Source organism: Micromonospora cabrerizensis, from assembly GCF_022230955.1.
GTDB classification, from domain to species: domain Bacteria; phylum Actinomycetota; class Actinomycetes; order Mycobacteriales; family Micromonosporaceae; genus Micromonospora; species Micromonospora cabrerizensis.
Genome location: NZ_JAKKFI010000084.1, coordinates 48,195 through 67,947, shown reverse-complemented (window position 1 = coordinate 67,947; position 19,753 = coordinate 48,195). Strand labels below are relative to the sequence as shown.

The window sequence follows — 19,753 nt, the reverse complement described above, 5'->3', positions numbered from 1 at the left end:
TGCGCGCGACGGTCGCCGTAGGCTGGGGGACGTGACAGTACGTGTGCGCTTCGCCCCCTCCCCGACCGGCATGTTCCACGTCGGCGGCGCCCGCTCGGCGCTGCAGAACTGGATCTACGCCAAGCAGCAGGGTGGGGTGTTCGTGCTGCGTATCGAGGACACCGACGCGGCACGCAACAAGCCCGAGTGGACCGAGGGCATCCTCTCCGCGCTGGACTGGATCGGCATCTCCCGGGGCAGCTACGAGGGCCCGCACTTCCAGTCGGAGAACGCCGGCGAGCACCGGGCCGCCGCCGCCCGTCTCTACGAGTCGGGCCGCGCCTACTACTGCGACTGCACCCGCGAGGACGTGCAGGCCCGCACCGGCTCGCAGTACCAGGGCTACGACGGCTACCACCGCGACCGTGGCCTCGGCCCGGGCCCGGGGCACGCGCTGCGCTTCCGCACGCCCGACGATGGCACGACGGTGGTCGTCGACCTGATCCGCGGTGAGCCCACCTTCGAGAACAAGCTCATCGAGGACTTCGTCATCGCCCGGGGTGACGGCTCGCCGGTCTTCCTGCTGGCCAACGTCGTGGACGACATGACCATGGGGATCACCCACGTGATCCGGGCCGAGGAGCACCTGCCCAACACCCCCAAGCAGCAGCTGCTCTGGGACGCCCTCGGGGTCAAGCCGCCGATCTGGGCCCACGTGCCGGTGGTGGTCAACGAGAAGCGGCAGAAGCTCTCCAAGCGTCGCGACAAGGTCGCCCTGGAGGCGTACCGCGAGGAGGGCTACCTCCCCGGTGCCATGCGCAACTACCTGATGCTGCTCGGCTGGGCGCCGTCGGGCGACCGGGAGATCGTCCCCTGGTCGGTCATCGAGGAGGAGTTCCGCCTCGAAGAGGTCAACCCCTCCCCCGCGTTCTTCGACGAGAAGAAGCTCCGCGCGTTCAACGGCGATTACATTCGCGCGCTGCCGGTGGCCGAGTTCGTCGACGCCTGCCAGCCCTGGCTGACCGGCACCGGCACCATCGCGCCCCCGCCGTGGCAGCCGGAGGAGTTCGACGCCGACGCGTTCGCCGCGGTCGCCCCGCTGGCCCAGACGCGGATCACGGTGCTCAGCGAGATCGTGCCGAACGTCGACTTCCTCTTCCTGGCCTCGCCGCTGATCGACGAGGCGGCGTGGGCCAAGACGATGAAGGACGGCTCCGCCGAGCTGCTCGACGACGCCGTCGCGGCGTTCGAGGCGCTGGAGTCCTGGGATGCCGAGTCGTTGAAGTCGACGCTGGAGGCGGTCGGCGCCGAGCGTGGCCTCAAGCTCGGCAAGACGCAGGCACCGGTACGCGTCGCGGTCACCGGCCGCACCGTTGGCCTGCCGCTGTTCGAGTCGCTGGAGGTGCTCGGTCGTGAGCGCACCCTGACCCGGATGCGCGCCGCCCGGCTCCGCCTGGTCTGACCTCCGAGCACCGACTCTCGCGCCGTCTCCGCGGCCGGCCGCCAGCCCACCGGGCCGGTGCCCGGCCGCTCAGCGGCGTCGGGCTCGAAGCCGCCGCTGCAACCAGACGACGAGCGCGCCCACCAGCAGAGCCGACGCGATCGTCCACAGCCAGCCGCGCACCTGGCTGCGCTCCTGCGCGACCGGCACCGGGCTGCCCGCCGCAGTCGCACCGGCGGTCGCGGTGGGGGCCAGCGCCGACGAGGACACCCCGCTGGCGGTCGGGCCCGCCGCCGCGGTCGGGGCGGTGCCACCAGCGGTCGGGGCCGCGCCACCGGCGGTCGACGGTGAGGCGGACGGGTCGGCGGCGGTGCCGGTCGTGAGGGTGAACCGCACCTCGCCCTTCACCGGGTGCCCGTCGGAGGACGCGAGCTGGTAACCGATGGTGTAGAGGCCGGCCGCCGCCGGCTTGAACGGCACCCGCACCCGGCTGCCGTCGAAGGCCGGTGTGCCCCCGGCGACCACGTTGTCCGGCCCGGTTATTGTGATCTTCGTCGTAGCCGGTGCCGGCTTGGCCAGGAACCGCAGCTCGATCCGGGCGGGTGCCGTCGCCACCCGGGCACCGTCGCGTGGATCGCTGCCGGTCAGCGAGTTGTGCGCGGCGGCCGGCGTTGCCGGCGCCAGGAACGACACACCGAACGCCACGCCGAGCACCACTGGCACAACCCGCGCCGTACGTGTAACCCTGCCCCCCATGAACCCCTCCGTAAGGGTACGATCCGCCCGCTGATCTAACCGCTCCTCATTAGTCGAGCAGAGATCGCAGATAGTTCCAATTACTGTTCCACAAGCTGCAACTCATCGACGTTTTCCGGAGTCTGTAAGGGTGAGACCGACCAACTGGTCGGTGCCGCACCGGCAGACCGGTCCAGACGTCACAACGATGCCATCCATCGAACGGGGCGAGGAGGCGGGATGGTCCGTCACATGAGGTGGTTGGCAACCGTGCTGGCGGGCGCGCTGGCGACGGCGTTGCTGTCACTCGGCACTTCCGGCCCGGTCTCGGCGGCGCCGAAGCCGGCACCCGCCGGAGTGGACATCGCCGGCGTGGGCCTCTCCGCGCCGCTGCGCTTGCGGGCCGACACCCAGCCCACCCACGTGGGCGCGGTCATCGACCAGGTCAACTTCCTCGCGCACACGGGCGCGCCGAAGGGCCCGAAGGCGGCAGACCTCGGTCCGAAGTACACGGTCGTGGTGCTCGCCGGGGAGACGCCGAAGCAGACCTACGATCTCTACCCCAAGGCGATCGGCGGCCCCCGCGTCTTCCGGCCGGCGAAGCAGCCGGACGGCCGTAAGACCAGCGCCGGTTGGTTCCTGGGTCGGCTCAGCATGTCCGAGACCCTGCGCACCGCCGGTGTGCCGCTGGAGCGGCAGTTCGACACGGTCAGCGGTGGTGTGGGCGGCGGCGAGCGGGTGCTCCCGGAGGACACGCTCGACCCCGCGAAGGATCTCGACGAGGCGCTCGGCGACCTGCAACGCCTGCTGCTGCTCAACGTCGGGGTGATGCTCACCATCACTGTCGGCCTCGCCGGGATCGCCCTGCTGATCCGACGCCGCACCCGCTGAGCTACCCCCGCCTGGTGGTCAGCACCAGCGGCGCGGGGGGCGCTGCCGGCGGGTGGCCCGCGGCCGGGGTCGGACCGGGCCGTGCCGGTGCGCACCGGCCCAGCCGGGAAGTTCGCTGAGGCAACCAGCGGGAACGTCCGCGTCGGGCTCGGCGAGGGTGTTGGGCTCCCCGGAGCGCTGGCGCGGCAGGACGGTGTCGTCGTCGGCCCGGCCGGCGAGCGGCTCCACCGGGTGCGACGGCGCGCCGCCGACCGGCCGGCGGTGCTTGCCAGCCGCCTGCGGGTCGTGGTGCCCCGGTCGGCAGGGCTCGCCCTGGGCGCAGCCGTGCTCGGCCTCCCCGTGCGCCATCCCCGGTCTCCTCACGCTCGTCCCACCCTCGGGTCTCTCCCCCGACGTGCCCCTCACCGTACTGGCCGGGACCGACGGGCCGCGCGGCAGCGTACCCGGGGTCAGGGCCGGGGGGTTCACCACGACGACGGGGAGCGCGGGAGCCGGTTACGCAGTTCACAGCTTCTTTTCGTGCCGTTCACCGAGGGGCTCCCGGCCGGGGCGGACCGGCCGTCAGTGACCGGGGTGAGCCTCCGGCCGGCCCGGTGCGGAGTGCCGGACGCGCCGGGTTCCTACACGGTCGAGCTGATCATCGTCGCGGCGGCGACGGTCCGCGTACCCCTTTCGGCGCATCTCGACGCCGTCGGGCTCCTCCTGCGGGCGGTGCCCGAGGGTCGGCGGCTGTGGTGGGATCGGGGCATGCGTCCGCCACCGTGGCTCGGTTCCGGCACCCTGGCCCGCGACGTCGGCCTCGCTGGCGCGTCGCTCGTCGGCGGCCTCGTGCTGTACTCCCTGGGTTGGCAGCCGCAGGTCCGTCCGGGCACGGACGTGCCGTCGGTGCTGTTCCTGCCGCCGCTGCTGGCGATGTGCGTGGCCGTGGGGATGCGCCGGGTCGCCCCCCGCACCAGCCTGGCCGTGGGCACCGGTGCGCTGGTCGTGGACACGGCGCTCGGCAACTCGCTGGGCACGATCCTGGTCTACACCCAGGTTCTCTACGACGCCTGCGTGTACGGCCCGCCACGGCTGTGGCGGTGGCTGCTGCGGGTGACCATCGCGCTGAGCCTGGTCGGCGCGGTCCTCGGCGTGCTTCTCCTCGGCCACTGGCGCGGGGTCACCATCGGGGTGCTGGTGGTGCTCGCCGGGCTGTTGCCGGTCCTGACCGGGATCAGCGTTCGGCAGTACCGCGACCAGGCCGCCGCCGAGCGGGCACGGGCCGAGCAGACCGCCCGGCTGGTCGAGTTGGACCGTCGACAGGCGGTCAGCGCCGAGCGCGCCCGGATGGCCCGGGAGCTGCACGACGTGGTCGCCAACCACCTCAGCGCGGTGGCCATCCACGCCACCGCCGTGCTGTCCGTACCCGGGTTGGATCGCGGCCAGGTCGAGTCGGCGTTGCGGGTGATCCGGGAGAGCAGCGTGCAGGGGCTGGCGGAGATGCGTCAGATGATCGAGGTGCTGCGCGAGCCGGGGACCACCGGTGGGTCGGCGTCATCGGGTGACGATCCGACCGTGCCGGAGGTGATCAGCGCTCGGCTGGCCGAGGCGGACGGTCTGGTCGACCGGATCCGGGCCGCCGGCCTGGCGGTGCGGGTCCGCACCGACGGCACGCCGGGGCCGCTGCCGGTGGCGGTGGACCTGGCCGCGTACCGGATCGTGCAGGAGTCCCTGACCAACGCGCTCAAGCACGGCACGGGTGAGGCCGACCTGACGATCGCGTACGGGTCGGCGGAGGTGGTGCTGACGGTGGAGAACCCGGTGCGCCGGCACGGGCTCGGTCTGCCGGGCGCCGGGGCCGGGCTGATCGGGATGCGGGAGCGGACCACGCTGCTGGCCGGTCGGATCAGCGCGGGGCCGCAGGATGGTCGCTGGCTGGTCCGGGCCGCCCTGCCCACCGGGGAGGCCGGGTGACCGGGCCGTCGGGCGACGCGGGCACGGCGACGGTACGGGTGGTGCTCGCGGACGACCAGCCAGCGGTACGGGCGGGGCTGGCCCTGATCCTGGGCGGCTCACCGGGCATCGAGGTAGTCGGCGAGGCAGCCGACGGCGACGAGGCGGTGCGGTTGTGTCGGGAGTCGCGCCCGGACGTGGCCGTGCTGGACGTCCGGATGCCCCGCCGGGACGGGATCTCCGCGACCCGGGCCATCGTCGCCGACGGGCTCGCCGACGTGCTGGTGCTCACCACCTTCGACCTCGACGAGTACGTCTTCGGCGCGTTGCGTGCCGGTGCGGCCGGCTTCCTGCTGAAGGACACCGACGCCGACGGCCTGGTGGCGGCGGTGCGTACGGTGGCGCGCGGCGACGGCTTCATCGCGCCTGCGGTGACCCGCCGGTTGATCACCGCCTTCGCGGCCACCACGCCGGGCGCGTCCGCGGCCACCCGGGCCGCACTGGACACCCTCACCCCACGCGAGCGCGACGTGCTGGCCTGCCTCGGCCTGGGCCTGTCCAATCAGCAGATCGCCGATCGGCTGGTGCTGGCCGAGAGCACCACCAAGACACACGTGAGCCGGATCCTGGCGAAGCTGGGCCTGCGTAGCCGGGTGCAGGCCGCCATCCTGGCCCAGGAGCTGGGGCTGCCCGCTCCCCCACAACCGTGAACCGGTCTCAGTCCACTCCGGACGGTGGGGGATCGCCCCGCTGCCGTACGCTGCGCGCCACCGGCGTCGACGCCGGCCGCTCAGGATGGGGAAACCGTGCGACGGTGGTGGGGAACGACGATCCTGACGGCGCTGATCGTGGGAACGGGCGGTTGTGACGGCGGTTCCGCCGAGGAGCCAACCTCGGCCTTCGCCCCCAAGGCGGGCGGGTGCCACGCCACCGCTTCCGACGAGCGCAGCCCCGAGGCGTACACCCCGATCCCCTGCTCCTCGAAGCACGAGGCGGAGACGTTCCTGGTCGGCCGGATCTCCGGCGCGGAGGGTGCCGCGCCGAAGCCGCCGGCCGCCGACAGCGACGGGCTCTGGCGGCTGTACGAATCCTGCGACAGTGAGGCTGCCCGCTTCCTGGGCGGCGAGTGGCGCGAGTCCCGGCTGGCAATGCGGACGCTGACCCCGTCGGCCACGCGATGGGAGGCGGGTGAGCGGTGGTACCGCTGCGACCTGCTGGAGATGCATGCGGTGGACCGGTGGTTTCCGAACCCCCGGGCGAACAGTCTGCGCGGCGCACTGACCGGCGATTCGCCGCTGCGGTACACCTGTTTCACCGAGCTGGCCGAGACGGGTGATCTGCCGCCCGCCTCCTGCACTGGGCCGCACGAGACCGAGTTCGCCGGCATCTGGCGGGCTGACCCGGAGGTCGAGGAGCTCACCGACGACATCACCAAGGCGGGGTGCCTGTCCACCGTCTCCCGGTACGTCGGGTTGCCGGAGGGTGACCTGGGCAGCCGCTTCCAGGTGTTCGGGGTTTCGCCGGAGGGCGAGCCCGAGTGGCTGGCGGGCACGCTCAGCGTCCTGTGCTTCCTTTACAGCCCCGGTCGCGCGCTCGACAGCTCAGCGAAGGGTGGCGGTCGAGCCCTGCTTGCGGCGGCCCGCTGACCGGTGCCGACGTGGATGGCCTGCTCACCACGTGTCAGGCTAGGGCGGTGAGTACGCCGGGCGGTGGAGACCTGTCGGCCACGCTGCGCCGGATCGAACGTTCGGCGGGGGCGTTGGCCACCTCCAGCGTGGCCCGGATGGACGACACGCTGCCGTGGTTCCGGGCCCTGCCGGCCGACCAGCGCTCCTGGGTGATGCTGGTGGCCCAGGCGGGCGCCCGGTCGCTGGTGCAGTGGCTGCGCGACGGCGGCGGCACGGCCGACAGCACCCAGGAGGTCTCGGACGAGGTCTTCGCCGCCGCACCGCAGGCGCTGGCCCGCTCGATCACCCTGCAACAGACCGTGGCGTTGATCAAGGTGACCATCGACGTGGTCGAGGAGCAGGTGTCGCACCTGGCCGCCGAGGGTGAGGAGCAGCAGCTCCGCGAGGCGGTGCTGCGCTTCTCCCGGGAGATCGCGTTCGCCGCCGCCCGGGTGTACGCGCGGGCCGCCGAGTCGCGCGGCGCGTGGGACGCCCGGTTGCAGGCCCTGCTGGTCGACGCGCTGCTGCGCGGTGACTCACCGGACGTGCTGGCCAGTCGGGCCGCCGCGCTCGGCTGGGCGGACGCGCCGCCGGTGGCGGTCGCGGTCGGTCGGTCGCCCGGCGGTGAGGTCTCCGCGGTGCTGCACGTGGTCTACCGGCAGGCCCGCCGGATCGGCGTGGAGGTCATCGGTGGGGTGCACGGCGACCGGCTGGTGATCGTGCTGGGTGGCGCGGCGGACCCGTTGACGGCGACCGCCAAGTTGTTGGGCGCGTTCGGGGACGGCCCGGTGGTCGTCGGCCCGGCCGTACCGAGTCTGGACGAGGCGACCGAGTCGGCGCGGGCGGCGTTGTCCGGCTTCCGGGCGGCACCGGCATGGCCCAGCGCCCCCCGGCCGGTGCCGGCTGCTGACCTGTTGCCGGAGCGGGCCCTCGCGGGGGACGCGGAGGCCCGTCGGCGGCTGCGGCACGACGTGTACGCGACGCTGGTACGCGCCGGTGGCGAGCTGCTGGCGACCCTGGACGCGTTCCTGGCCGCGGGCGGCACACTGGAGAGCGCCGCACGGGCGCTGTTCGTTCATCCGAACACCGTGCGTTACCGGTTGCGGCGGATCGCCGAGGTGACCGGCTTCTCGCCGCTGTCACCGCGGGACGCGTTCGCGCTCCAGGTCGCGTTGACCGTGGGCCGGTTGGATCCGGTCGCCCCGCTCATCTCGCCTGTCCCGAGTCAGACAATGACCCCGGCCACCCGGAAAACCACCCAAAACGAGGATGATCCCCGCCGATCTTTGTAGGAAACCTCCAAAGGTACTAGTGCGGTTTGGTCGGAGGCGGCACAGCGTTACCCGCGCGTATCCGGGAGAGTCATAGGCGTGCTCGCCGTACTTAGTCCCGGCCAGGGTTCCCAGAAACCCGGCTTCCTGACCCCCTGGCTCGACCTGACCGGCACCGAGGCGCGTCTGCGCGAGTGGTCGGCGTTGGCCGGGGTCGACCTGATGCATCTGGGCACCGCCGCCGACGCCGACGAGATCAAGGACACCGCCCGCACCCAGCCCCTGCTGGTCGCGGCGGCGTTGCTGGCCGGCGAGCACCTGCCGTTGGACGACGTGACGCTCACCGCCGGGCACAGCATCGGCGAGCTGGGTGCCGCCGCCCTGGCCGGCGTGCTGTCGGCCGAAACCGCGATCACCCTCGCCGGGGTCCGCGGCCGGGAGATGGCGGCCGCGTGCGCGCTGGAGCCCACCGGCATGGCCGCGGTGCTCGGCGGCGACCCCGACGAGGTCCTCGCCGCGATCGAGGCGCACGGGCTGTACCCGGGCAACCGCAACGGCGCCGGTCAGATCGTCGCCGCCGGCTCGCTGGACGGGCTCGACAAGCTCGCCGCCGAGCCGCCCGCCCGGGCCCGGATCATCCGGCTCAAGGTGGCCGGCGCGTTCCACACCCCGTACATGGCCCCGGCCGAGACCGCGCTGGCCGCGGTCGCCGCCGAGATCACCCCCGCCGACCCGGCCCGCCTGCTGCTGTCGAACCTCGACGGCACCGCGGTCGACAACGGCGCGGACATGGTGCAGCGCCTCGTACGCCAGGTGACCGCACCGGTCCGCTGGGATCTGTGCATGCGTACGCTGGCCGACCTCGGCGTCACCGGCGTGATCGAGCTACCACCGGCCGGCACCCTCGCCGGGCTGGTCAAACGGGACCTCAAGGGCGACGGCGCCCCGGAGATCGTCACCCTGAACACCCCGGACGACCTGCCGGCCGCACGGGACCTGATCGCCCGCACCGGAGGTCGCGCATGACTGGCAGTCGCATCGTCTCGATGGGGCACTACCAGCCCTCCCGGGTGGTGACCAACGACGACATCGCCCAGCTCGTCGACACCAACGACGAGTGGATCCGCGACCGGGTCGGCATCGTCAGCCGGCGGATCGCCGACAGCGAGACGGTGGCCGACATGGCCGCCGCGGCCGCCGGCAAGGCGCTGGCCAACTCGGGCCTGACCGCCGCCGACATCGACCTGGTCGTGGTGGCCACCTGCACCTCCATCGACCGCAGCCCCAACGTGGCCTGCCGGGTCGCCGCCAAGCTGGGCATCACCGCGCCGGGCGCGTTCGACGTCAACACCGCCTGCTCGGGCTTCGCGTACGCGCTGGGCACCGTCGACCACGCCATCCGGGCCGGCGCGTCGCGCAACGCGCTCGTCATCGGTGCGGAGAAGCTCTCCGACTTCACCGACTGGACCGACCGTTCCACCTGCATCATCTTCGCGGACGGCGCCGGCGCCGCGGTGGTCAGCGCCACCGCCGACGACGAGCCGGCCGGGATCGGGCCGGTGGTCTGGGGTTCGGCACCGGAGAAGAGCGACGCGGTCCGCATCGAGGGCTGGCGCCCGTACGTCCAGCAGGAGGGGCAGGCGGTCTTCCGCTGGGCCACCACCGCGATCGCGCCACTCGCGTTGCAGGCCTGCGAGCGGGCCGGGGTCCACCCGTCGGAGCTGGCCGCGTTCGTGCCGCACCAGGCCAACACCCGGATCATCGACGGCATCGCCAAGCGGCTCAACATCCCCAACGCGATCATCGCGAAGGACATCGTCGAGTCCGGCAACACCTCGGCCGCGAGCGTTCCGCTGGCCCTGTCCAAGCTGGTCGAGCGCCGGGAGGTGCCCTCGGGCGCACCGGTGCTGCTGTTCGGCTTCGGCGGTGGCCTGACCTACGCCGGTCAGGTCATCCGCTGCCCCTGATGACCCCCTCGGCGCGTACGCGTCCAGGAGTGGCGGTCGGCGACGCCGTCCGCCGGAAACCCCGATGAAAGGAACCAACCGTAATGACCCGTGACGAGATCACCACCGGCCTCGCCGAGATCCTCGAAGAGGTTGCCGGGGTGAACCCGGACGACGTGGCCGAGGGGAAGTCCTTCACCGACGACCTCGACGTCGACTCGCTCTCCATGGTGGAGGTCGTGGTCGCCGCCGAGGAGAAGTTCGGCGTCAAGATCCCGGACAACGAGGTGCAGAACCTCAAGACCGTCGGTGACGCCGTCAGCTACATCGCGGCGCAGTCCTGATCATGAGTCGTCCTGACGTCGTCGTCACCGGGCTCGGCGCGACGACCCCGCTTGGCGGGGACGTCGCGTCGACCTGGGACGCCATGCTCGCCGGCCGCTCCGGGGTGAGTGCCCTCACCCAGGAGTGGGCCGCGCAACTGCCGGTCCGGATCGCCGCCCAACTGGCCGTGGAGCCGTCCGAGGTGCTCGACCGGGTCCGGTTGCGCCGACTGGACCGTTCCGAGGCGATCGCGATCATCGCGGCGCAGCAGGCCTGGGCGGACGCCGGCCTCGCCGGCTCCGACCTCGACGGGGAGCGGCTGGCCGTCAGCGTCGGCTCCGGCATCGGTGGCGCCACCACCCTGCTCGCCCAGGACGACATCCTGGAGGCGTCCGGGCCACGGCGGGTCTCCCCGCACACCATCCCGATGCTGATGCCGAACGGTCCGGCCGCCTGGGTCGGGCTGGAGTTGGGCGCCAAGGCCGGCGTGCACTCGGTGGCCAGCGCCTGCGCCACCGGCGCCGAGGCGATCGCCCTCGGGCTGGACATCATCCGCGCCGGTCGTGCCGACGTGGTGGTGGCCGGCGGCACCGAGGCGGTCATCCACCCGCTGCCGATCGCCGGCTTCAGCTCGATGCGGGCCATGTCGACCCGCAACGACGACCCCGAGCGCGCCTCCCGGCCGTGGGACCGGGGCCGCGACGGCTTCGTCCTCGGCGAGGGCGCCGGCATCGTGGTGCTGGAGCGGGCCGAGCACGCGGCAGCCCGGGGCGCCCGGGTGTACGCGCGCCTCGCCGGTGCCGGCATCACCTCCGACGCGTACGACATCGTGCAGCCTCACGCCGAGGGCGAGGGCGCCATCCGGGCCATCGCCAAGGCGATCGCGGACGCGGACGTGGCGAAGCGGGACATCGTGCACGTCAACGCGCACGCCACCTCGACCCCGGTCGGGGACATGCTGGAGATCAGCGGGTTGCACAAGGCGCTCGGTGACCACCCGGTGCTGTCCGCGACGAAGTCGATGACGGGTCACCTGCTCGGTGCGGCCGGAGCGCTGGAGTCGATCGCCACCATCCTGGCGATCCGCGACAGTGTCGTCCCTCCGACGATCAACCTCGACGACCCCGAGCCAGGCCTCACCCTGGATGTCGCCGCGCACAAGGCCCGCCACATGGAGATTCCGGCCGCGTTGAACAACGCGTTCGGCTTCGGCGGCCACAACGTGGCGCTCGTCTTCGCTCGCCCCTGAGATCACGCGGACGGGCCCCTCCTCGTCGAGGAGGGGCCCGTCCGTCGTTCAGGCCCGGTTGCGGGGGTGCTGCTTCGCGGTGCGCTCGTTGCCGTGGCGGTAGTTGCCCGTCCAGCGGGCCATCACCAACTGCGGATCGTCGTCGACCTCGGCGAGGAACGCCGCCGCCCGAGCACCGCGCAGTGTGCCCGCGACGCGGCCGTGGTGGGTGATCACCACCGTGCCGTCGGCCCGCCGCACGTGCCGGAATCCTTCTGCCGCTCCCATGCCTGGGAGGTTGTCAGGCCGACCGAACCGACGCGACCGATTATCAGCGCCCGTGGAGAGGTTCACGGTTGACGGTGCGAGGCCGTACGGCTTGGATGGGCGAACTGATGATCGACAAGCGGGGGACAGCCACTGTGGACACTCGTACCCGCGCTGCCGTGCTGGCCGCGGTCACCCTCGGCCTGCTGGCCGGCTGCGGCCACGATGCCGACGCTCCCACCGGGCAGCCGGCTGCCGGCACGGTCCCACGGGCCACGGGCGAGCCCTGGTACGACGAGGTGACCCCGGCCTCCCCCGCCGGCACGACCGGCGGCACCAGCTCGCCCTGCCCGCTCCCGGTGTCGTTCCCGCTGGCCGACGGGTGGACGGCGAAGGCGGTCGAGGCACCCAGGGGCGAGCTGGCGGAGCTGGTCGGCGAGGCGCTCACCAAGCGTGGTGGCACCACCGTGCGCTGCGAGGTCGACGGTCGGAAGGCCGGCGGCGGTTTCCTGCGGATCTGGGCGGCCGACGCGCCGGCTGTCACGCCGCGCACCGCGCTGGAGGGCTTCGCCGGCGGCGGCGACGAGACCGTCGGTGGCCAGCAGTTCAGGGACATCCGGGCCGGTGGCTTCGACGCCACGGAGATGAGCTGGCTGGCCACCAGTTCGTTGACCGAGGAGACGTCGCGGAACTGGGCGCTGGCCGTCGAGTCGGCGGGGCAGACGCTGATCTTCGCGGTCAGCGAGGGCATGGTCACCGAACGGACCGACGTGCTGCCGGCGTACCGGCTCGCGGCGCAGGGGCTCGCGACCGCCGGGTGAGGCCCGGTCCGGGTCTCAGGTGCCGCAGGTCGTCGCGGGCAGGCCGGGGACGGTCACTGGGGACCGGCCGCCCGGTCGGGCCTTCCCGGCCAGCACGGCGGCCAACCCGGTCATCGACGCCCGGCTGGAGGAGTACGTGGCCAGCAGCGTCGGTGACTTCGCGCCGCTCAGCACGTACGGGGTGTCCATCGCGACCGTGACCGCCGCGTCGGCGCGCAGGTCGTTGGCGCCGTCGCCGTAGCCCACCAGGTGCACGATCGTGCCGCCACTGGGCTTGACCTGCACCCCGGCGGCGGTCAGTGCGGCGGTGAGCACGGCCCGGGTGCCGTCGCGACCACCGGAGGAGGTGACGGTGACCGGTCCGCGTACGGCCCCGCCGCAGGCGCCCCGCAGCACGGTGACGGCGGCGGTGGCCAGCGCGTCGGCCGCCGCCCGGTGCGCCGGGGCGTTGAGCGTGGACATCTGCGCGGCCGGGGTCTCCGCGAGCCGGAACTTCATGGTCAGGACCCGGGTGACCGCCTCGACGAGTCGGGCCCGTGGCAGTGAACCGTCGCGCAGCGCGGCGAGCAGCCCGTCGTACGCCTGACCGACGTTCGGGGTCATCAGGATGAGGTCGTTGCCGGCGTTCAGCGCGCGGACCGCCGCCTCACCGGGAGCCCAGCGCTTCGCGGGCGGCATGTTCATCCCGTCGGTGATCACCACGCCCTTGAAGCCGAGCTGGCCGCGCAGGACGTCGGTGAGCAGCTTGTGCGAGAAGGTCGCCGGGGTGCCCGGGTCGATCGCGCGCGCGTCCAGGTGACCGGACATCACTGCCATCGCCCCGGCGTCCATCCCGGCGGTGAACGGCGGCCACGCGCCGCTCTGCAACGCCTCGGCGGACTGGGTGAGCACCGGCAGGTCCTTGTGCGAGTCGTCGGCGCTGTGGCCGTGCCCGGGGAAGTGCTTCAGGGTGGCCGCGACCCCGGACGCCTGGAGGCCACGAACGGCACCGCCCACCTGCGCCGCTGCCTGCTTCGGGTCGGAGCCGTACGACCGCGAGCCGATCACGGTGCTGCGGGTGGCCAGCACGTCGGCCACCGGGGCGAAGTCGACGTTGATCCCCATCGCCGCCAGCTCGGCACCGGCGGCCCGCCAGGCGGCCTCGGTCAGCTTCGGGTCGCCGGCCGCGCCTGCCGCGAGGGCGCTGGGCAGCACGGTGACGCCGTCGGTCACGCGGGTGACCACCCCGTACTCCTGGTCGGTCCCGATCAGCAGCGGCGCGGGGCCCGCGGCGAGCCGACCGGCGGCGGTACGCAGCCCGGTGGTGAGCTCGTGCACCTGCTTCGGGTTGTCGACGTTCGTGGTCTCCTGGTTGCCCTTGGTCGGGTCGTCGGCGCTGAAGCCGACCAGGATCAGGCCACCCAGCCGGTACTTGCTGATCATGTCGGCGGGGGTGTCGACCCCGGCCAGGGCCTGGTTGCCGGCGGCCGAGCCGGCCGAGACCTTGGTCGCCGAGTCGCCGTAGGCGTACGGCATCAGCACCTGACCGGCCAGGTCCTCGTCGGACAGCGTCGCGACCAGGGCTGCTGCCCGGGCGGTCGGGTCGCTGGCCGGTGTCGGGGCGGGGCCGCTCGGGGCGGCGGATGTGCCGACCGGGCTGGGCGTCGGCGCGGGGCGCTCGGGGTCGCTCGAGCAGCCGGAGGCGAGCAGGGCGGTCAGGGCGGCGACTGCGACAGTGGCGCGCCACGGGCGATTCGACACGCCGCCCATCCCACCAGCTTCCCCCTTATCGGGGCAACTTGACCTTACCGGTCGCTGCACCCCGGGGGCGCACGGCCAGCGGACCGACGGTCGGGTCAGCCGACGCGAGTGAGCAAGGTCACCGGTGCACCGTCGCCGGCGTACCGGTAGGGCTCCAGGTCGGCGTCCCAGGCGGTGCCGAGCGCCTTGTCGAGGGCGTGCGCCAGCGCCTCCGGGGCCCGGGAGGCGACCATCAGCGCCCGTAGCCGGTCCTCCCCGAGCTGGATGTCACCGGCCACGCCGACGGTGGCCCGGAACAGACCACGGGCCGGCACGTACATGAAGCGTTCACCGTCGGCGCCGGCGCTCGGCTCCTCGGTGACCTCGAAACGGATCATGGGCCACTGCCGTAGGGCAGCAGCCAGCTCGGCGCCCGTTCCCGGACGACCGGTCCACCCGCACTCGGCCCGGCGTGCGCCGGGGTCGACGGGCTGAGCCGTCCACTGCAGGTTGACCGGCGCGGCTAGGACGCGCGCGATCGCCCACTCGACGTGTGAGCACACGGCGAGCGGGGTCGAGTGGACGTATACGACGCCACGCGTTGGCACGGTGACCTCCCGGAGAGCGAGGTGCGTCTTCCCCTACGACCTCGGCCACCCAGGTGGTTTCTGCAACACATGATGACTCCTGTGACGCGTGGTGCGCCAGGGAATCGGAAAAATCGCCGGGTGGAATAGCCGGACGGGTGGTGGCCGTTGCCTCTCAGGACACCGCGACGACCAGCGTGATGTCGTGGTCATGTACAGTTCCACCGGCGGCTTATGCCGCGTTACACCTTCGCGAGCCGAGTCAAGTACGGCCCGCACACAGCCCCCGGACGTCCAGTCCTCCCGTACGTCTTGCAAGGAGTACCTCCGTGGCGAGCAACACCTCTAAGACCGCGCGCGCGTCCGTCCGGGCCGGCCAGGCTGGCCAGGGTGGCGCCCTCAGCGTGCTGGGCGAGTTCAAGTACCTCATCCCGCTCAACGGCGGCAAGCACGCCTACGTGCGGAACCTGACCAACGGCAAGACCGCGCACCTGCGCACGGACTCCGACGCCTTCGTCGAGGAGATCCGCGTGCTGGCCGCCGCCGGCCACGCCGCCAAGATCCGGGCGGAGATCAACAACCTGGCTGCCACCCACCCGGGTGACGGCTGGGAGGCCACCGAGAAGCGCCTGGTCGCGGCCGGCGTCTTCGAGGGCTGAGCTCTCCCCCACCGCACCACGCAGAGCGCCCGCCGGGAGTCCCGGCGGGCGCTCTCGCACGTCCGGAGCTAGGGCGAGATCCACTCGACTTCCTGGAAACCGGGGTGTCCGGCCTGCTGGGACACCCCGGTTTCGCCAAAACCGAGTCGATCATGCGCTCGGCGCGGGGATCGGGGACCGGCCGGGCCCGTCGGAGCCGGGGACCGGTCGAGCAGGTCGGGGCGGGTTCAGGCCGGGTCGAGCAGGGCGACCTCGCCGGTGGCCAGGTCGTAGAGGCCACCGACCACCGCCACCCTTCCGGCGGCGACCGGCCCGGCCAGCAGGTCGTCTTCGCGCAGCGTGCCCACCGTCCGCCGGACGTGCCGGCGGATCGCCAGCGGGTGCACCGCCGGGTCGTCGATCCCCACCTCGGTAACCGCCGGGGCGATCTCGTCCACCAGGTGTGCCAGCGACCCTCCGGGACGTTGCCCGCTGCGCAGCGCGTCCACCGCCGCGCCCACCGCGCCGCACCGCTCGTGGCCGAGGACCATCACCAGAGGTACGCCGAGCTGGCCGACCACGTACTCGATCGAGCCGCACACCGCGCGGTCGAGGACATGCCCACCGGTACGGATCACGCAGATCGCGCCGAAGGTCTGGTCGAAGATCGCCTCCAGCGGCACCCGTGAGTCGATGCAGCCGAGCACCACCGCGTACGGCTGCTGGTCGCCGGAGGCGGCGGCCGCAGCGGCCGTGACGTCGTGTCCGTGGATCGGCTGGCCGCTGACGAACCGCCGGTTGCCGGTGAGCAGGTCGGCCAGCGCGGCGCGGGGCGTACCCCCGGGCTGTCGCCCCTGCCCCGCCGTCCCGCCCATGGACGCCCCCGACGACCCCATGCCGTTCAGCTTGGTCCTCCGCCGGCGACCACGGGCGCGGTCGGGAATGTTAGTCCCGGCGCGATTGACGTGGTCTGATGGCGGGTAGCCGGTGTTACCGCCGGGTATCCCGGTGCTGGTGATGCTGGGCGGCCCTGGGAGGTGGCGATGCCGGAGCGGTTCGAGGTCGGTCTGCCGGACGGCGTGCGGCTCAACGTCGAGGTGACGGGGCCGGCGGACGCCCCGGTGACCGCCGTCCTGCTGCACGGCTGGACGCTGGACGGGCGAGCCTGGCACCGACAGGTCGACGCGCTCACCGCGACGCCGGTCGGCCCGGCGGTGCGGGTGGTCACCTACGACGCGCGGGGGCACGGTCGCTCCAGCTGCATGGCGCTGCCCACCGCCACCCTGGCCCAGCTGGGTGACGACCTGGCCGCGGTGATCGACGCGGTGGCGCCGACCGGGCCGGTGGTCCTGGTCGGGCACTCGATGGGCGGCATGACGATCATGGAGTACGCCCACCGCCACCCCGCGCACTTCGCCGCCCGTACGGCCGGGCTGGTGTTCGTCTCGACCACCGCCGAGGGGCACACGCACACCGTCTACGGGTTGTCGCCGCGGATCGCCCGGTTGATCCGGCTGGCCGAGACGACCGGAGCCGGAGTGCTGGCCCGGTGCGGCTCGTGGCGGGCGCCCCGGGCCCTGCTGAACGCGCTGCAACCGAGCATCCGGTGGATGCTCTTCGGCGACCGCTGCGAACCCTCCGACATCCGCCTGGTGACCTCCGCGGTGGCGCGCGCCTCGCTGCGCTCGATCGGTGGGTTCCGCGCCTCCATCGGCACCCAGCACCGACTGGAGACCCTCGCCGCGTTGGCTCACCTGCCGGCCGCCGCCCTGGTCGGCGACCGGGACCGGCTGACCCCGCCGCCGTGCGCCGAGTCGATCGCGGCGGCACTGCCGGCCACCGAGCTGACCGTCTGCCCCGGTGCCGGGCACATGCTGATGATGGAGCGCCCGGACGAGGTCAACGCCGCCCTCACCGGCGTCCTGCACCGGGTGCTCACCGCACCGCAGCGCGGGGTGACGCCCGCCGGAACGGGTGTCTGAGCGCGTTCCCGCACCTCGGGCGCGGCGGGCCGGGCCGGACGCCGTACCCTTCTGCGGTTGGCCTGCGCGGTTCCCGCCGCCTGCCGGCGACCTTCGAAGGAGCGTGCGTTGACCGACCAGACCGGCCTGGAGCAGGAGATCGCCGTCGAGCAACGCCACCTCGACCGGGTGTACGCCCGACTCGCCGAACTGCGGCAGTCGGCGGTCCGCGCCGAGCGCGACGGCTACCGGATGGCCCGGGTGGGTACGCACGGGGCGCTGGTCGAGCGCGACGCGATGGTCTTCCACGCGGCACAGCGACGACACACCCTGGACGCCGAGCACGAGGGTCTGGTCTTCGGCCGGCTGGACCTGCGCGACCGTCAGGTGCTGCACGTCGGTCGCCTCGGCATCCGCGACGAGGACGCCCGCACGCTGGTCGTCGACTGGCGGGCGCCGGCCGCCGCCGCCTTCTACCAGGCCACCCCGGCGCAGCCGCTGGACGTGGTGCGCCGCCGCACGATCCAGTCCCGCGCCGAGCGGGTCACCCGGATCGAGGACGACCTGCTCGACCCGAACGCGGCCCCGGAGGGGATGACCGTCGTCGGTGACGGCGCGCTGCTGGCCACCCTGTCCAAGGCCACCGGCCGGGGCATGCGGGACATCGTGGCGACCATCCAGCGGGAGCAGGACGAGGCGATCCGCTCCCCCGGCTCCGGGGTGACGATCGTCGCGGGCGGCCCCGGCACCGGCAAGACCGCTGTCGCCTTGCACCGGGCCGCCTTCCTGCTCTACTCCGACCGCAGCCGGTACGCGGGCGGCGGCATCCTGGTGGTCGGCCCGTCGTCGGTCTTCGTGGAGTACATCGGCTCGGTGCTGCCGTCGCTCGGTGAGGACACCGCGACCCTGCACTCGCTGGGCACCCTCTTCCCGGGCATGAGCGCCACCCGCACCGACCCGCCCGAGGTGGCGGCGGTGAAGGGCTCGCTGCGGATGCGTCGGGTGCTGGAGCGGGCGGCCCGCGACGCGGTGCCGGGCGGCCCGGGTGAGCTGCGACTGCTCTACCGGGGCACGCTGCTGCGGCTGGACCGGGCGGCACTGGACCGGATCCGGGACCGCGCGCTGCAACGGGGCGCCCGCCGCAACGAGGTGCGCCGGGCCGGCTTCGACGGGGTGTTCGCGGCGCTCTGGGCCCAGGCCCGCGAGGTGGGGATTCGCCTGCCGGAGCAGCGCACCTTCGAGGCGGAGATCGCCGAGCGCTCGGAGTTCCGGGAGTTCCTCAAGGCGTGGTGGCCCCGGCTGCACCCTCGGCACGTGCTCGGCTGGCTGGCCCAGCCGGATCGGCTGCGCCGGTACGCCGGGGGGATCCTCTCCACCGGGGAGATCCGGCTGCTCACCGCCGCGTACCGGCACCTGGACTCGGCCGGGCTGACCATCGCCGACATCGCGCTGCTGGACGAGTTGGACTCCCTGCTCGGCAAGCCGGCGCAGTCGGCCAAGGCCCGGCGCGACCCGTTCCAGCTGGCCGGCGGCGTACGCGAGTTGAGCACCCTCGGCGAGCGGCAGCGCGCCGCCCGCGCGGCGGCCCGGGAGCGCCCGGAGGACTACCGGGACTACGCGCACGTGGTGGTGGACGAGGCCCAGGACGTCTCACCGATGCAGTGGCGGATGGTGGGCCGACGTGGCCGTCTGGCCTCCTGGACGGTGGTCGGTGACCCCGCCCAGACCGCGTGGACCGGTGACCCCGACGAGCTGGACCGGGCCCGCGACCAGGCGCTGGGTCGACGCAAGCGGCACGATTTCACGCTCACCACCAACTACCGCAACTCCTCGGAGATCTTCGCGGTGGCGGCGGCGGAGATCCGCCGGCTCTACCCTGACCTTCCGCTGCCGACCGCCGTCCGCTCCACCGGGGTCGACCCGGTCGAGCTGGTGGTGCCCCCGACCGGGCTGGAGGGCGCGACCGTGGAGGCCGCCGCCGGCCTGCTGGCCGAGGTGGAGGGCACGGTCGGCGTGATCACGCCGGTCCCCCGCCGGGACGAGGTCGCCGGCTGGGTCGCCGCGCTCAACGCGCCGCGGTTGCAGGTGGTGACCAGCCTGGAGGCCAAGGGCATGGAGTACGACGGTGTCGTGCTGGTCGCCCCGAGCGAGATCCGGGCGGATCCGGGTGCCGGGGTGCGCACCCTGTACGTGGCGCTCTCCCGGGCCACCCAGCGCCTCACCACCATCGACCCGACCGGCTGATCCGCTCTGGCGAGCCGCCGGCGACAGCGGCGACCTCTACACTTGCATACATAGCGATGTGAGCATACATTTGACCGGGTCCCGACTGGCAGCGGAGGGTGG

Annotated in this window: 19 protein-coding genes and 1 pseudogene; 14 read left to right on the top strand and 6 right to left on the bottom strand. The window is 73.1% G+C overall.

Going from position 1 to position 19,753, the window contains the following annotated elements; translation table 11 throughout:
* Positions 1–31: 31 nt before the first annotated feature.
* Entirely contained in the window at positions 32–1,441 is a 1,410-nt protein-coding gene (gene gltX / locus LADH09A_RS22620) for a glutamate--tRNA ligase (RefSeq protein WP_308194661.1), read from the top strand.
* A 69-nt stretch (positions 1,442–1,510) separates the two neighbouring features.
* On the opposite strand, the gene LADH09A_RS22615 is transcribed toward gltX, so the two are convergent.
* Positions 1,511–2,125 carry a copper resistance CopC family protein gene (locus LADH09A_RS22615; RefSeq protein ID WP_238647468.1) on the bottom strand — a complete coding sequence of 205 codons (615 nt, stop codon included), beginning with the start codon at positions 2,123–2,125 and terminating at the stop codon, positions 1,511–1,513.
* Between the two features lie 270 nt (positions 2,126–2,395).
* Between LADH09A_RS22615 and LADH09A_RS22610 the strand changes: the two genes are divergently transcribed.
* Positions 2,396–3,046: a hypothetical protein gene (locus LADH09A_RS22610; protein WP_238647467.1), complete on the top strand. Its 651-nt coding sequence runs from the start codon at positions 2,396–2,398 to the stop codon at positions 3,044–3,046.
* Positions 3,047–3,064: 18 nt separating this feature from the next.
* Here the strand turns inward: LADH09A_RS22610 and LADH09A_RS22605 are convergent, their stop codons facing one another.
* Complete coding sequence (locus LADH09A_RS22605; protein ID WP_238647466.1) at positions 3,065–3,394, bottom strand: hypothetical protein; 330 nt, start codon at positions 3,392–3,394, stop codon at positions 3,065–3,067.
* A gap of 171 nt (positions 3,395–3,565) precedes the next feature.
* Between LADH09A_RS22605 and LADH09A_RS31985 the strand changes: the two genes are divergently transcribed.
* The 8 genes and pseudogenes from LADH09A_RS31985 to fabF all read left to right on the top strand — a co-directional run bounded on the left by LADH09A_RS31985 (position 3,566) and on the right by fabF (position 11,435).
* A complete protein-coding gene (locus tag LADH09A_RS31985) occupies positions 3,566–4,999 on the top strand; it encodes a sensor histidine kinase (RefSeq protein WP_238647465.1) in 1,434 nt (477 codons plus the stop codon).
* Entirely contained in the window at positions 4,996–5,688 is a 693-nt protein-coding gene (locus tag LADH09A_RS22595; protein WP_238647464.1) for a response regulator, read from the top strand. Before LADH09A_RS31985 ends, LADH09A_RS22595 begins: the two co-directional genes overlap by 4 nt.
* Before the next feature lie 96 nt (positions 5,689–5,784).
* Positions 5,785–6,624, top strand: a complete 840-nt coding sequence (locus LADH09A_RS22590) for a septum formation family protein (RefSeq protein WP_238647463.1) — start codon at positions 5,785–5,787, stop codon at positions 6,622–6,624.
* Positions 6,625–6,635: 11 nt separating this feature from the next.
* Positions 6,636–7,937: a PucR family transcriptional regulator gene (locus LADH09A_RS22585; RefSeq protein WP_308194660.1), complete on the top strand. Its 1,302-nt coding sequence runs from the start codon at positions 6,636–6,638 to the stop codon at positions 7,935–7,937.
* Positions 7,938–8,015: 78 nt separating this feature from the next.
* A pseudogene (locus tag LADH09A_RS22580) lies at positions 8,016–8,939 on the top strand (ACP S-malonyltransferase); the annotation flags it as partial.
* Positions 8,939–9,883 carry a beta-ketoacyl-ACP synthase III gene (locus LADH09A_RS22575; RefSeq protein WP_238647461.1) on the top strand — a complete coding sequence of 315 codons (945 nt, stop codon included), beginning with the start codon at positions 8,939–8,941 and terminating at the stop codon, positions 9,881–9,883. The pseudogene LADH09A_RS22580 and the gene LADH09A_RS22575, both read left to right, overlap by 1 nt.
* Positions 9,884–9,966: 83 nt before the next feature.
* Positions 9,967–10,206: an acyl carrier protein gene (locus LADH09A_RS22570; protein ID WP_030330276.1), complete on the top strand. Its 240-nt coding sequence runs from the start codon at positions 9,967–9,969 to the stop codon at positions 10,204–10,206.
* Positions 10,207–10,208: 2 nt separating this feature from the next.
* Positions 10,209–11,435: a beta-ketoacyl-ACP synthase II gene (fabF, locus tag LADH09A_RS22565; protein WP_088949571.1), complete on the top strand. Its 1,227-nt coding sequence runs from the start codon at positions 10,209–10,211 to the stop codon at positions 11,433–11,435.
* Positions 11,436–11,483: 48 nt separating this feature from the next.
* Here the strand turns inward: fabF and LADH09A_RS22560 are convergent, their stop codons facing one another.
* Positions 11,484–11,702, bottom strand: a complete 219-nt coding sequence (locus tag LADH09A_RS22560; RefSeq protein ID WP_238647460.1) for a hypothetical protein — start codon at positions 11,700–11,702, stop codon at positions 11,484–11,486.
* 134 nt (positions 11,703–11,836) lie between these two features.
* On the opposite strand from LADH09A_RS22560, the gene LADH09A_RS22555 reads away from it, so the two are divergent.
* Positions 11,837–12,502, top strand: coding sequence for a lipoprotein (locus LADH09A_RS22555; RefSeq protein WP_238647459.1), 666 nt, complete (start codon positions 11,837–11,839; stop codon positions 12,500–12,502).
* A gap of 15 nt (positions 12,503–12,517) precedes the next feature.
* Here the strand turns inward: LADH09A_RS22555 and LADH09A_RS22550 are convergent, their stop codons facing one another.
* Positions 12,518–14,251, bottom strand: a complete 1,734-nt coding sequence (locus tag LADH09A_RS22550) for a glycoside hydrolase family 3 protein (protein ID WP_238647458.1) — start codon at positions 14,249–14,251, stop codon at positions 12,518–12,520.
* 86 nt (positions 14,252–14,337) lie between these two features.
* Positions 14,338–14,829, bottom strand: coding sequence for a DUF3145 domain-containing protein (locus LADH09A_RS22545; RefSeq protein ID WP_238647457.1), 492 nt, complete (start codon positions 14,827–14,829; stop codon positions 14,338–14,340).
* Positions 14,830–15,137: 308 nt separating this feature from the next.
* Here LADH09A_RS22545 and LADH09A_RS22540 point away from each other — a divergent pair, with 308 nt between their 5' ends.
* The gene (locus LADH09A_RS22540) at positions 15,138–15,467 is read left to right on the top strand and encodes a hypothetical protein (protein ID WP_030330285.1); all 330 of its coding nucleotides are present in this window, start codon (positions 15,138–15,140) and stop codon (positions 15,465–15,467) included.
* 227 nt (positions 15,468–15,694) lie between these two features.
* On the opposite strand, the gene LADH09A_RS22535 is transcribed toward LADH09A_RS22540, so the two are convergent.
* Positions 15,695–16,342, bottom strand: coding sequence for a carbonic anhydrase (locus LADH09A_RS22535; RefSeq protein WP_238647456.1), 648 nt, complete (start codon positions 16,340–16,342; stop codon positions 15,695–15,697).
* A 147-nt stretch (positions 16,343–16,489) separates the two neighbouring features.
* Between LADH09A_RS22535 and LADH09A_RS22530 the strand changes: the two genes are divergently transcribed.
* Both LADH09A_RS22530 and LADH09A_RS22525 read left to right on the top strand, forming a co-directional pair.
* Entirely contained in the window at positions 16,490–17,428 is a 939-nt protein-coding gene (locus tag LADH09A_RS22530) for an alpha/beta fold hydrolase (RefSeq protein WP_238647455.1), read from the top strand.
* A gap of 108 nt (positions 17,429–17,536) precedes the next feature.
* On the top strand, positions 17,537–19,651 hold the full coding sequence (locus tag LADH09A_RS22525) for a HelD family protein (RefSeq protein WP_238647454.1): 2,115 nt from the start codon (positions 17,537–17,539) through the stop codon (positions 19,649–19,651).
* The last annotated feature ends 102 nt before the right edge of the window (positions 19,652–19,753 follow it).

Bases quoted from the DNA above. Each gene is read 5' to 3' on its own strand.
- LADH09A_RS22610 (WP_238647467.1), top strand. From the start codon at position 2,396: ATGGTCCGTCACATGAGGTGGTTGGCAACCGTGCTGGCGGGCGCGCTG.
- LADH09A_RS22605 (WP_238647466.1), bottom strand. From the start codon at position 3,394: ATGGCGCACGGGGAGGCCGAGCACGGCTGCGCCCAGGGCGAGCCCTGC.
- LADH09A_RS22575 (WP_238647461.1), top strand. From the start codon at position 8,939: ATGACTGGCAGTCGCATCGTCTCGATGGGGCACTACCAGCCCTCCCGG.
- LADH09A_RS22570 (WP_030330276.1), top strand. From the start codon at position 9,967: ATGACCCGTGACGAGATCACCACCGGCCTCGCCGAGATCCTCGAAGAG.
- fabF (WP_088949571.1), top strand. From the start codon at position 10,209: ATGAGTCGTCCTGACGTCGTCGTCACCGGGCTCGGCGCGACGACCCCG.
- LADH09A_RS22560 (WP_238647460.1), bottom strand. From the start codon at position 11,702: ATGGGAGCGGCAGAAGGATTCCGGCACGTGCGGCGGGCCGACGGCACG.
- LADH09A_RS22550 (WP_238647458.1), bottom strand. From the start codon at position 14,251: ATGGGCGGCGTGTCGAATCGCCCGTGGCGCGCCACTGTCGCAGTCGCC.
- LADH09A_RS22535 (WP_238647456.1), bottom strand. From the start codon at position 16,342: ATGGGGTCGTCGGGGGCGTCCATGGGCGGGACGGCGGGGCAGGGGCGA.
- LADH09A_RS22530 (WP_238647455.1), top strand. From the start codon at position 16,490: ATGCCGGAGCGGTTCGAGGTCGGTCTGCCGGACGGCGTGCGGCTCAAC.